The organism is Succinatimonas hippei YIT 12066, from assembly GCF_000188195.1.
In the GTDB taxonomy this organism is placed as follows: Bacteria; Pseudomonadota; Gammaproteobacteria; order Enterobacterales; family Succinivibrionaceae; genus Succinatimonas; species Succinatimonas hippei.
Window position 1 is genome coordinate 24,813 of the sequence record NZ_GL830968.1, and the last position, 11,827, is coordinate 36,639.

At 41.6% G+C, this 11,827-nt stretch carries 11 protein-coding genes; 2 read left to right on the forward strand and 9 right to left on the reverse strand.

Features of this window, described 5'->3' with window-relative positions; translation table 11 throughout:
- Positions 1 to 32: 32 nt before the first annotated feature.
- Genes HMPREF9444_RS03075 through coaE form a run of 8 tightly spaced genes read right to left on the reverse strand, consistent with a single transcriptional unit; the run spans position 33 to position 8,574 of the window.
- The gene (locus tag HMPREF9444_RS03075; protein WP_009142882.1) at positions 33 to 1,094 is read right to left on the reverse strand and encodes a class I SAM-dependent methyltransferase; all 1,062 of its coding nucleotides are present in this window, start codon (positions 1,092 to 1,094) and stop codon (positions 33 to 35) included.
- Positions 1,095 to 1,097: 3 nt separating this feature from the next.
- The gene (gene rsmA / locus HMPREF9444_RS03080; protein ID WP_009142883.1) at positions 1,098 to 1,907 is read right to left on the reverse strand and encodes a 16S rRNA (adenine(1518)-N(6)/adenine(1519)-N(6))-dimethyltransferase RsmA; all 810 of its coding nucleotides are present in this window, start codon (positions 1,905 to 1,907) and stop codon (positions 1,098 to 1,100) included.
- The gene (gene pdxA / locus HMPREF9444_RS03085) at positions 1,907 to 2,896 is read right to left on the reverse strand and encodes a 4-hydroxythreonine-4-phosphate dehydrogenase PdxA (protein WP_198002746.1); all 990 of its coding nucleotides are present in this window, start codon (positions 2,894 to 2,896) and stop codon (positions 1,907 to 1,909) included. The genes rsmA and pdxA overlap by 1 nt, the downstream gene beginning before the upstream one ends.
- Entirely contained in the window at positions 2,886 to 4,223 is a 1,338-nt protein-coding gene (locus HMPREF9444_RS03090) for a peptidylprolyl isomerase (protein ID WP_187363643.1), read from the reverse strand. Before HMPREF9444_RS03090 ends, pdxA begins: the two co-directional genes overlap by 11 nt.
- Before the next feature lie 49 nt (positions 4,224 to 4,272).
- Entirely contained in the window at positions 4,273 to 6,861 is a 2,589-nt protein-coding gene (locus HMPREF9444_RS03095; RefSeq protein WP_009142886.1) for an LPS-assembly protein LptD, read from the reverse strand.
- A 9-nt stretch (positions 6,862 to 6,870) separates the two neighbouring features.
- Positions 6,871 to 7,149, reverse strand: a complete 279-nt coding sequence (gene yacG / locus HMPREF9444_RS03100) for a DNA gyrase inhibitor YacG (RefSeq protein ID WP_050778988.1) — start codon at positions 7,147 to 7,149, stop codon at positions 6,871 to 6,873.
- A 38-nt stretch (positions 7,150 to 7,187) separates the two neighbouring features.
- Entirely contained in the window at positions 7,188 to 7,934 is a 747-nt protein-coding gene (zapD, locus tag HMPREF9444_RS03105; RefSeq protein WP_009142888.1) for a cell division protein ZapD, read from the reverse strand.
- Between the two features lie 4 nt (positions 7,935 to 7,938).
- Positions 7,939 to 8,574, reverse strand: a complete 636-nt coding sequence (gene coaE, locus HMPREF9444_RS03110; protein ID WP_009142889.1) for a dephospho-CoA kinase — start codon at positions 8,572 to 8,574, stop codon at positions 7,939 to 7,941.
- A gap of 890 nt (positions 8,575 to 9,464) precedes the next feature.
- On the opposite strand from coaE, the gene HMPREF9444_RS03115 reads away from it, so the two are divergent.
- Positions 9,465 to 9,968 (forward strand): early set domain-containing protein, encoded by a 504-nt coding sequence (locus HMPREF9444_RS03115; RefSeq protein ID WP_050778987.1) that lies wholly within the window; start codon positions 9,465 to 9,467, stop codon positions 9,966 to 9,968.
- Positions 9,968 to 10,861, forward strand: a complete 894-nt coding sequence (locus HMPREF9444_RS03120; RefSeq protein WP_009142892.1) for a site-specific tyrosine recombinase — start codon at positions 9,968 to 9,970, stop codon at positions 10,859 to 10,861. Before HMPREF9444_RS03115 ends, HMPREF9444_RS03120 begins: the two co-directional genes overlap by 1 nt.
- Here the strand turns inward: HMPREF9444_RS03120 and HMPREF9444_RS03125 are convergent.
- Positions 10,858 to 11,724 (reverse strand): hypothetical protein, encoded by an 867-nt coding sequence (locus HMPREF9444_RS03125; RefSeq protein WP_009142893.1) that lies wholly within the window; start codon positions 11,722 to 11,724, stop codon positions 10,858 to 10,860. The two genes, HMPREF9444_RS03120 and HMPREF9444_RS03125, sit on opposite strands and share 4 nt — an antisense overlap.
- Positions 11,725 to 11,827: the final 103 nt, after the last annotated feature.

The window sequence follows — 11,827 nt, forward strand, 5'->3', positions numbered from 1 at the left end:
AAGACAGGCACCTGACAAAAGGTGCCTGATTATTAATTTGATGCTTTAAATACGCTAAAGCGTTTATTGCTTTCAATCACTGTTACTTTTTCAAAAGCCTCTTCAAGTGTCGGTCCGTAATTTAAAAAGCTATTGCCTACAAGATATAAAGCACCTCCCTTGTTAAGATGATTGGGGGCTTCTTTTATCATTTCCAGAGTGACTTTCTCGGCTTTTTTGATACCTTCATGAAAAGGCGGGTTAGTGGCGATAACATCAAAGCCAGGCGCGTCATCAAGCATGAAAGATGCTTTAAACTCGCAGCTTTCTTTAAGATCGTTTTCTTTGGCATTCAACTCAGCCAAAAACAAAGCTTCGGCACTTATATCACTAAAGGTGACATTTGCACCTTTTTTAGCAAGATACAGACCGATAATGCCGCAGCCGCAGCCTAAATCAAGAGCTTTTAATCCGTTTAAATTCTGCGGAAGGTTTTTAAGCAGCAGCGAAGTTCCTTCATCGACGCGGCCTTGTGAGAACACTCCGTACTTTTGCTTTAATTGCAAATTTTCATAGCAAATATCGGGACATGCTTTTAAGGGTGAAAAGGGGGAAGCAGGTTTTACTGCAAAAAGGGTGCATTTACGTGCGGTGTCAACTTTATAAGGCTCTCCGCATTCTTTTAAAAGTCCGTCAGCACTTTTGCCGCCGCCGTCATTACTCCCGGCAATAAGGATAAGGCTCTCTTGTTCAAGTTTGGGAGCTAACGATCTTAAAATTTCAGCACTTTTTTGTTTGGCTTTACTTAAAAACAGAGTAAGACAAGAAAATTTTGTGATTTTTTCTGCAGCTAAGGTAAGGGGAGCAAAAATTACAGAGATAAAACCTACGGTGACGCTTTGATTTATTTCATGATTGAGAGTTTTGCCGAGAGCGGCGGCGCACTGGCAGGCAATTGCATAATTATCAATGATAAATACTGCGCTTTTACAACCTTTTGCAAGGTGCAGAACTTGCATGGAATCGATGTCACCTGCAAAAACGACATCTTTTCCCTGCAGCAGATCATGGTTTCTTAAATAAAGCTCGGTAAGCGGATGATTAATATTTGCCATTAATTATATCGTTTCCTCATTTAGCTTTTTATCACGCAAAGCTTTGGCTAAAACGACGAAAGACGCAAGATTTAAATCTTCTGCACGTAAGGTGGTATCAATATTAAGATCCTGCATTTCTTCGGTGCAAAATAACGTTGATAAGGAATTACGCAAAGTCTTTCTTCGGGTATTAAATGCGTTTAATGCAACAGTGTTGAGAAAAGGAGCTAAAGCACGTTCGTCATCAGTCAAATTCTTAGGTTTAAGTCTTACTACGGCAGAATTTACTTTAGGGCGCGGACGAAAAGCTTCCGGAGGAACATCCAAAACAGGAATTACTTCGGCATGATATTGAACCATGACGGTAAGACGACCGTAATCGCGACAATGAGGACCCGCGCATAATCTGTCAACTACCTCTTTTTGCAGCATGAAGTGCATGTCTTTGATTCCGCGCTGTGACAACAGGTGGAAAATAATAGGAGAGGTAATGTTATAGGGAAGGTTACCGAAAACCCGCAGATCTCCGGATCCAGGCAATGCTTCGAAATTTACTTTCAAAGCGTCTGCTTCAATTAACGTAAGTCCTTTTAAAAAAGGGTCGGAACGCAGAATCGCTGCTAAATCCCTATCAAGTTCAATTGCAGTAAGGGCTTTGGCTCGTTCAAGTACAGGACGGGTCAAGGCTGCATGTCCGGGACCGATTTCAACTAAATAATCGCCTTCTTTAGGGTTAATGGCATCGACAATAGCGCCGATAATAAAATCGTCAACAAGAAAGTTTTGCCCGAAGCGTTTGCGGGCTTTAAGATGGGGCGGTGGTAGAGCCATTATTTTCTCCGAGCGCGAGCCATGAAAGAAGCAAGATCTACGGCAGCATAAAGCGAGCCCGGATCTGCCTTACCGGTTCCGGCAAGATCCAAAGCTGTTCCGTGATCGACAGAAGTCCTTATATAAGGTAAACCTAAGGTGGTGTTGTAGCCGTGATCGAATGCTGCGTATTTTAAAACAGGCAGTCCCTGATCGTGATACATGGTTAAAAAAGCTGCGGCATTTTTTAAATACTTAGGCTGAAAAAGAGTGTCGGCAGGGTAAGGGCCTTCAAGTTTCATTCCCTGCTTACGCAATTCGTTTAAAACAGGAATGATGGTGGTAATTTCTTCAGTGCCGAGGTGTCCGTTTTCACCTGCATGAGGGTTTAGCCCTGCAACATAAATTAAAGGATCTTCAAAGCCGAATTTTTCTTTAAGATCGTGATGCAAAATAGAAATAACTTCAGTAAGCGATTCTTTGGTGATGGCTTTGCTGACTTCATTTAAAGGTAAATGGGTTGTGGCCAAAGCAACGCGCAGTTCACGGCTGCCAAGGAGCATGACGACTTTTTTTACCTGAGATTTCTGCTGCAGATATTCGGTATGTCCGGTAAAGTGCAATGAGCCGGAATCCAAAACAGCTTTGGAAACCGGACCGGTTACAAGCGCCTGTGCGTTATCGGTTATGCAGAGATCGTTAGCGATATCAAGGCATTTTAAAACATAAGAAGCGTTTTTAGGATCGAGCTTTCCGGGAACTGACGGAACGGCAAGATCAACATTTAAGACGGTAAGTTCTCCTTTTGGTGATGGAGAAGGCTTGGTATCTTTATCAAAGTCTTTAAATGCAACTTTAAGATTAAGAGCGTCAAAACGTTCTTTTAGTAAAGACTTTGAACCGATAATGACGATTTGGTCATCAAAGTCTTTTTGAGCAAGATGATACATCAGCTCCGGGCCGACGCCTGCAGGCTCGCCCGGAGTAATTACAATACGATTAGCCATTATTTGAAGAAGTGTTTTGTTCCTGATCGATATCGATTCCGGCGTTTAACAGAGTCGGATCGGAGACATGTATATATGCGGTATCGCGCAACTCTCTTTCCCAGGCGATTGATTCTTCTCTGAACAAGCGTTCGAAGATAAGATTACGCGCTTGATCTTCATAGGAAGCGTCTGAATCAAGATCGGTCTTAATATCGTTTAATTTGATTAAATGATAGCCGAATGAGGAGCGGACGGGCTCACTGATTTCCCCCGGTTTTAAGCGCACCATAGCAGCGGCGAAAGCCGGATCGTATCTGTCGGGAGTAGCGTAGCCTAAATCTCCGCCGTTAATGGCCGATCCAGGATCTTCAGAGAAGTTTTTGGCGGCGTCGGAAAAACTTATTGCACCTTTTAAAATCTCATCACGTAAGAGGTTAAGCTCTTTAACGGCTGTTTCATCGGGATAAACAATAGAGGTTGTAAGCAGAATATGGCTTGCGTCATACATCGTAATTGTTTTGACGGCGCCGTCGGTTACGCCTACGTATTTAATAAGGTGCAGTCCGTAAGGTGAGCGAATCGGACCGATAACGGCACCGGGTTTGGATTTTAAAAGAGAAGGTAAAAAAGGAACAGGTACACGGCTTTCGGGAATATATCCGAGATCTCCGCCTTGGGCGGCAAGTGAACCTTGGGTATAAAGAGCGGCTAAATCATTAAAGTCTGCACCTTTTCTCAGATCCGCTTTGATTTTGTCAACGGTATTTACTGCTCTTTGGACTTGAGCTGAAGTTGCGTTTGCAGCAAGAGGGACAATAAGCTGCGACAGATGGTAGCTCGGCTCTACAGATCCTAATTGCTTAAGATTTTTAGCAAGAAGTTTTACTTCACTATCAGAGATTTTAATGCGGTTTCTTACCTGATTGCGGCGGACTTCGCCTATAATCAAATCTTCACGGAATCTTTCACGCTGCGCAGCTTCGCTAAGACCGGGGCCCATTTGATCTAAGAGCGTCTTGACGCTGACGCCGTTACGTGCGGCAAACTGTTCCAGGGCTTGATCAAGCTGCATATCATTAAGATTTAAGCCGTGAGTTCTAGCTTGCTGCAAAATGAGACTTTTAGTGATAAGCTGCTCAAGCGCTGCTTTTCTTGCATTAACCGGACTTACCTGCTGTCCGCGGGAGGCGAAATTTGCGGCCATTTCTTTTTGCATGGCATCAAGTTCGCTGGTCAGAATAATATCGTTATTTACGACGGCAGCAGTCGTATCTAAAGTTTGAGCATTGGCGTTAAAGGCAATTCCTAAAGCAGCGGTTAACGCAAGAGCTATTCTTTTGCCGAACATGTTGAATCCTTTTTTACTTTTTACTAAATATACCATCAAAATACCGTTTTTAACGATTAAGGTTAGTCGGATTAAACGGATCGATTAAGTACGTATCGGTACTTGCAGGATTGTCATCTCCGCTAACGTTGATAGTGGCAAATCCTTTTAACTCGATTTGAATGCCGAAGCGTTTTTCATGCTCGCGCGTCAAATCGCTCCAATCAGGAGTGTTGTAGTCTTCGTACATGAAAGTAAGGGCATAGCAGCAGTCCTCGTAGCGCAGGGCAATTTTACGATCGATATTTTCCGCCTGCTCCAGATCACGGTACATTGCCCCGATGATCTTAAAGTCAGGAGTAATCGGATAAACAAGCTGCAGACCGATTTGTTTTAAATCGACATAACGACTGTCGAGCGTACGGTTGCCGTCTTGTGCAAATCGATAGCTTATTTGGGCTTTGAATCCGTCGCGGGTGGCATATTCACTCATTGCGTTCCAAGCGGTAACTTCATTAGTTTCATTATCGTAAGAAGCCATGGCGTGCATGGTTAAAGGTTCAATAGGACTTGCGTCAATGCTTACTGATAAAGGCGAACTCGGGTAGCGATTTATCGGATCACTTGGATTTAGAGTGACTCTTGTCGGCACGAAACTGTAGGTTTGGCTTAAAGCCACACGGTACATTTCACGATCGTGCGGATCAAGAATACGGCTGGTTACGCCGACCGTAATTGCATTGGTATCGGCGATGCGGTCAATGCCGGCAAAGTGACGGAACGAGAAGTTTGAGTAATAGTCCTCAAGACGATCGGTAGTATCGTACAGACCGATGTGATCCTGATTTTTATAAGGAATATAGCGATATTGAATTTCAGGCTCAAAAGTCTGAGTATGTCTTAAGTCAAATACTTTACGTTCAAAGGTGGTTTTACCGCGCACTTCAATAAGGTATAAAGCACGGTTTACCGAGTCATCAAAAGAAGTAAAGCCTAATTGATTACGGTAGCGGCTTGGTAAATCATTAAGATCTCCTTGCTCATAATGAGTAAGGAACAGACGGCCGCCTGCGGACAATTCCGTACCGCGGTTATTGTAAATAAGATATTTTGCCGACGGTTCCAGATGAAAACGAGAAGCTCCGAAATTATGATATTGGTTTTCATTGGGCGCGTTAAAGTAAGTAAACTCTCCGTCGGTTCTTAAAAACAGATTTCCGTAGGTGTCGTAATAAGATGCCTTAAGCTGCGGCAACATAGAGAACGGCTTAATTACTGAAGCGTAATCAGGCAAAAGGCTTTGATATTTGCGCAGTTCAAGCGAGACATCATATTTTTCTTTATTGTAGGCACTGCGGAAAGTTTGTACTAAATGATTATCGGTGACGTGGGCATTATCGGAGCCGATATCGGAAAGATAATCATAATCGTGAGGCTTAACGCGCTTATAGTCGATATTAAAAGTTAAATCGTTATTTAAAAAGCCTGAAAAATGTTTGATGCCGAACATCCAGCGCTGATGATTATCTCCGGCAAGATCCCAGCGTCTGTCGTTTGGCAGAAAATCAAAAGTTATTTCGCCGCGGGTTCCGGCAAACGGCATGTAGCGGAACTCATTTTGCAGCATCGCCCCGCGAAAACCCATGACGCGAGGTGTGAAAGTATAGTCATAGTTCGGCGCTATATTAAAATAAATAGGCTGAGCATAATCAAATCCTTTTGATGAGGAATAAGACATGCTCGGGTACAAAAGACCGCTTTTGCGCTTATTTGATATCGGGAAATTAATATAAGGAGTCCAAAAAACGGGTACGCCTTTGACTCTTAATGTCGCATTGTGCGCTTCGCCGAAAGATTCTCCTTGGATAAGTTCTACATCACCGGCCGTAACTTCCCATACCTTATCGTCAGGCGGACATCCGGTAAAGGTAAATCCGTCAATATTCGCCGTTTTGTTGGCGTCATCGATTTGCAAGTGTTCAGCAGTCCCGCTTCCTACAGAGCCGTTTAGTATGTAGCCGGCATTTTGTACGGTTGTAATGTTTGATGACAGATTGGATGTTACCTGTTTTTTTGTTGAAAGAGTGTAGGTCGGGGCTTTATATAAAACATTGCCTGTGGACGTTAAAGTCGTACTGTTTTGGTCATATTCGGTCGAATCGGCGTTTAAGGTCACATCGGCCTGCGTGATTACGACGTTGCCCTTATAAAGCAGATTTTGATCGATGGTTCCTTGAAGCGTATCTGCTGTGACGTTAATCGGGGTGGTGTTGACGTCATAATCCTGAGGAACTCTATATGACGGAACTCCGTAAAAACATTCCAGATCCCGTTCTAAAATCGGCATGAAAGGTGCCGGGCGCCAGGGATTTTTTTCAAGTTTGGCAAATAAGCGTAAAGGAAAAGTGGCACTGTCGCCAAAATGGCGGTTTTGCAGGTACTTTTGTGAGCTGTTTTCCTGCATAACCATTATAGTGTCGGTAGCAAGACTGCTTGTAAGACGCAGATGTCTTTGTGCCGTGGTTTCTTTAACTTCGGTTTTTACGTTGAAACTTTCGGTATCGTCGTTTGCAAAAGAGTGGCACGGGGCATATAGCGCAAGAGCTACCGCTGCTGCGACAGCACTTAAAACGACAGATTTTCTTTTGATGCGTGCCAAGGTTAATCCTTAAAAAAGTTGCTTATCTTCTTTATCAAAACGTTTAGGCAAATTCGGATCGTTTAACAGATCGGCGTCTTCGTCTTCGTTAACCGTGCGTCCGGCTACGGTACGCTCTTCATTTGCCCAAGCACCTAAATCAATTAGTTTACACCGTTCGGAACAAAACGGACGGAACGGATTATCTTTTGAATAGATAATTTCTTTACCGCAGATAGGGCATTTTACTTTTAAAGTATCGCCGTCAAAGCGGGATGTCTGTTTATGGTGTTTGACCTCTGATTCTATTTCATCAAAGGTACCGGGCGGCAGTAAATCTTTTAAGCTCACAAGAGTGCTCCTTTAATGAAAGTCAATTCAAATTCGATATCGCCGCAGCGTTGTCCTTTATCATAAGGAATAAACCGGACATTGATGCTTGATTGGAAACCGCTTACTACAGGATAGGCGCGTACGGTTTTAGGATATTTTATTTCAATAAATTCGCAGTTATCTCCTGATTCCTGCATAAATCCTTTTTTGGCGATGCGTTTTTGCGGTTCAGAGCAAAGACGCCACATTTTTAAAATGGTGGTTATCGGAGTGCGCAGAATATCAAGCTCATGAAGCCATTTGCTGATGGTCTCAAGTTTTTCGGTTTTAGGCAGATTTTGCCAAAACAAAAAAAGCGGGGTATCGAAATTATTAACTCCGCACGGAGTTAAAAAGCGCGGTTTAATGCCTTCTAAAATAAGATCGTTTTTAAGAACGGTACGCTGTCTTGAAAACTGATCGATTGTACTGCGCGCTGCGGCAAGCTGTTTGCGCAGATCTTTAATTAAAGCGGTATTTACCTCAGGCTCCTGCTCCCATTGCTTGAATTTGCTGTCCATTCTGTCGATATCTTTTAAAATTTCGATTTTAATGGTACCGGATCCGTCAAGCATATCCATAAAATCAATAACGCCGCGGGTAATGCACAAAATTTCTGCTTCAGAATCAAGATTCTTACAGTTTTCAATACGTTTAAATAACGTTTCGAATTTTAAATAAATACGTGATTTTGAGCTTAAGGGGAAATCATAAGTCAACATAAAATCAGTTTCTCTTTGCGGCAAGTTTTAAGTATTTTTTATGTAAGTTTAACACGAGCTCTTTTAATTCACTAAGAGAGAGACCGTCGGTTTCTATGAGATCGTCAGCAAGTTCGCGCCTTTTTTCGCGGCTTACCTGATTCTTAAGAATTTCTAAGGCGATTTCTCGTGACGAGCCGTCCCGTTTCATAACGCGCTCAATTTGCGTTTCTTCTTTAACGTCAAGTACTAAGATACGATCGACAAAGTTTTCAAGATGATGCTCAAAAAGTAAAGGAATAACAAGAACCGTATATGCAGATGAGGCTTTATCGGCCTGTTTTTCAAGTTCTGCATGAATTGCAGGATGAATAAGAGCATTTAAGGAGGCTAAAGCTTTAGGGTCGGAAAAAACGATTTCTCTTAAACGCTTACGGTTTAAAAAACCGTCGTCAGTAAGAAGTTCTTTACCGAAAGTGTCAATAAGTTTAGGTAAGAGTTTTGATCCCGGCTCCACCACCTTACGCGCGATGATATCTGAATCAATGACGGTTATCCCCAGATCTTTGAAAACGCTTGATGCCGCAGTCTTACCGCAGGCAATGCCTCCCGTAATTCCGATACGCAAAGGATGATGTAAAAGTTTACTGTTTGCTGACATGGCTTATCTCGGGAGCTTTCCGTATTGATTTTTAAAGATACGCTTTTAGCGTTTGCTGACTGTTTATTATAGCCGTTTGTTGGGTTTTCATGGATAGGTTTTAAATTATTATTCGGCAGTTAATTTAAGTTGCTTGATATAAAGCGTTAAAGTTAATGTCTTGTAAATTTGTCAGAAAATTGCTGAAATTTTTGTTGACTGTTGTGTAATACAATACTTTATGTTGTCGTGTACTGAATAAGGATTTTATCTAAAAAGATCAGCGGATAAAGCCCAGTCCTTCAAGGTGGAGATTATCGCGGGAAGATCCTCGTGTTTTAATCCGGTGCTTTATGCTGCTCAATATTTTGCAGGATAATAGATATCGGATCTCCTGTGCATGAGGAAGCAAATTTTAAAAGAGTATTGTCATAGTCAAGTCCTGCAGCAGAAAGTAATGGATTTATATGAGGCGTTTAAAAAGTTCTTTAAAGGGCAGGTATCCTAAGTTTAAATAAAAAATCAATGCAAGCTTAGTGCATTAATTTTTAAGATTCGGCAATGATAGTGATTTGCTTGCTCCTATCATGATATTAAATTCTAATTTAAGACAATCAAACGGTACGATTTGCGCGATTGCATATTCCAAGGGGGGCGCAAAAAAGCAGCAGTCTGTTTAAAAATAATGTGTAAAGTTAATTTGCTGTTTTTAAGTATAAACTTTCATACAGGAATAGGTTGCCTATAGTTAAGATCCGTATTTTTGCTGCAGGTAAAAAATTAAACAGAAAAATTAAAATATCGGTGGACTGCTATGGTTGTTTTTAAGATCAAAGAATAAAGCATAAGACCGGTTAGAGGTGCTTACATCAGATAACTTTTGCCCTATAATTGAGGAAAAGGAGATAAATGTGAAAAGTACTGTTTTAGCTTCGATCTTTGCTATGACAGCTGCAATGCTGTCGGCCTGCAGCTCGGTTTCCGGTCCTGATTTAATTTCCGTAAATGCCATGAAAATAAACGGAAAGGATATTTATTTGCGCGGTGAAATGAACGACTATGCTGCGATTTCGTCAAATCGTCTTATAAAGCGTGATGAGGGTATGTATTGTACGCTTGCAGCATTGCGCTCGGACTGGACTCCGTACCGTTTTAAATTTGCCGATGACAATTGGTCGCAAGGCAGTAACTTCGGTTATGCTTACCCTCCGGGGGTTATGAGGGCGGGATCTGCTCCCATGAAGTTAAATCCTAATTCTCAATTTGAAGAGTTGCGTTATTTCCCTAAGGAAGATGCTGTTTATCAGTTCTGTATTATTCAAGACGATGATGAATATTTTGCCACGGTGGAAAAAGCTTCAGACAAAGAAGTAGGTTTCTTTAATGACTTTTTCAGGCGTCTTGAGGAACTTTAATGTCTGAAAATAACAGACTGAGCTTGGATTTTACAGATTATCTTTTATTAGAGCGCGGTCTTTTGCCTAAATCCATTACCGCTTATTTAAGTGATTTGCATCAGTTCTTTTGTTATTTAGATTCAGTAGGCGTAGAGCCTGCCAAGTTTTCAAGTAAGGATATTGAAGGTTTTTTAGCATCGGCAAAAGATCGGCTGTCTGCTCGGTCAACGGCCCGCTTTTTATGTTCTATGCGTGCGTTTTCAGCTTTTTTAAAGCTAGAGAACTATCGTGATGACGATCCTTTGTCTCTTATAGATAATCCCAAGCTTCCTCAAAGTTTGCCTAAAATAATGAGCGAAGCAACGGTGGATGAGTTTATTAACGCAATTACTACCGATACGGATGTCGGACTTAGAGATCGGGCGATGTTTGAGACGGTTTATTCCTGCGGTTTGCGAGTAAGCGAGCTTGTTAATCTTACTTTTGATTCTTTAAATCTTGTTGACGGTTATCTTATTATTCGCGGTAAGGGAGATAAGGAACGACTGGTTCCGCTTGGCGATAATGCCGTATGGTGGATAAAACGCTATTTGGCGGAAGGCAGGATAAGCAAAGATCCTAAGAATCAATGTCCTTATGTTTTTTTGTCGGGAAAAGGAGTCGGTCCGCTATCTCGAGAGGGCTTCTGGTATCGGGTTAAATATTATGCGTCTAAGATCGGACTGTCTAAGGCTCCATCTCCCCATACTTTTCGTCATGCTTTTGCTACGCACCTGTTAAATCATGATGCCGATTTGCGATCCGTACAGCTTTTGCTCGGACACAGCTCGCTTACTACTACACAGATTTATACCCATGTAGCAACAGCTCGAATGCATGAGATTTATAAAAAAGCTCATCGTCGTGCTTAAAGATAGAAAGAAGCGACTGCAAGAGTCATTAAAATCGAGATTGTAATTTTAAGCTGCCATCTTGCTCCGTGATCTGCCATTTCGTTACGGAAAAACAGCAAAGCGATGATAATGCCGAAGGCTCCGCGCAAAGATTGAATAATAGTGCCGGACACTAAACCGCTTAAATTAAAGCCCATTACGATGAGCGTTACGGAAATGATCCAGGATAACGCCACATATTTACAGTTATATACGTCTTTAACTTTTACTTTCTTTATAAAAGCACAAGGCAGGAAGAAGAGGGCTCCTGCTATATAGTTAAAGCAATTGGCTATCATTACTTGTTCAATAGGATGAACGGCAAATTTTTTAGCATAGTTGGTTATGGCAATATCCGAAAGTACATAACAGGAACTTGCCAAAAAAACAAAAATCAGAGCCTTGATCTTTATTTGTCCTGATAAAGATGAAAAATACCAGGATAAAAGCAGGATTGCTGCAATGGCAAGATATTGATGGATTGCATAACTGTCTTTAAATAAAACTATGGAAATTGCGGCAAGCACCGGGATCTTGAGCACTAAAAGAGGAGAAACGATAGAAGCATCACTGACTCTTATGGACTGCATCATAAAATATTGGGCAAACAAAAAAGGCAGATTGATTTTAAACAAATCAATTAAATGTTCCCACTCAAAATAAGTATAGTAAGAACAAAAGATAAACGGCCATAACAAAATAAAACCCATCCCGATATGGGCACCTATGAGCATCCTGAAACCGTATATATGGTATTTTTCCTGACAGTCTTTAGTTAAAGCGCAATTCAGTGCCTGTCCTATCGCCGCAAAAATGCTGGCGATGATACCGATTAAAACCATAAAAAAGCCGTATAAATTTTAAAGTAGTTGATTTTAGGCGTATTGTAAGAGAAGTTTGAAGATTAAAGCAAGGGGGTGCGGACAAAATCCTGGACTAAAACCG

Excerpts from the sequence above, each read along its gene's own strand:
- HMPREF9444_RS03075 (WP_009142882.1), bottom strand. The coding sequence starts at position 1,094 with ATGGCAAATATTAATCATCCGCTTACCGAGCTTTATTTAAGAAACCAT.
- rsmA (WP_009142883.1), bottom strand. The coding sequence starts at position 1,907 with ATGGCTCTACCACCGCCCCATCTTAAAGCCCGCAAACGCTTCGGGCAA.
- HMPREF9444_RS03090 (WP_187363643.1), bottom strand. The coding sequence starts at position 4,223 with ATGTTCGGCAAAAGAATAGCTCTTGCGTTAACCGCTGCTTTAGGAATT.
- zapD (WP_009142888.1), bottom strand. The coding sequence starts at position 7,934 with ATGTTGACTTATGATTTCCCCTTAAGCTCAAAATCACGTATTTATTTA.
- coaE (WP_009142889.1), bottom strand. The coding sequence starts at position 8,574 with ATGTCAGCAAACAGTAAACTTTTACATCATCCTTTGCGTATCGGAATT.
- HMPREF9444_RS03120 (WP_009142892.1), top strand. The coding sequence starts at position 9,968 with ATGTCTGAAAATAACAGACTGAGCTTGGATTTTACAGATTATCTTTTA.
- HMPREF9444_RS03125 (WP_009142893.1), bottom strand. The coding sequence starts at position 11,724 with ATGGTTTTAATCGGTATCATCGCCAGCATTTTTGCGGCGATAGGACAG.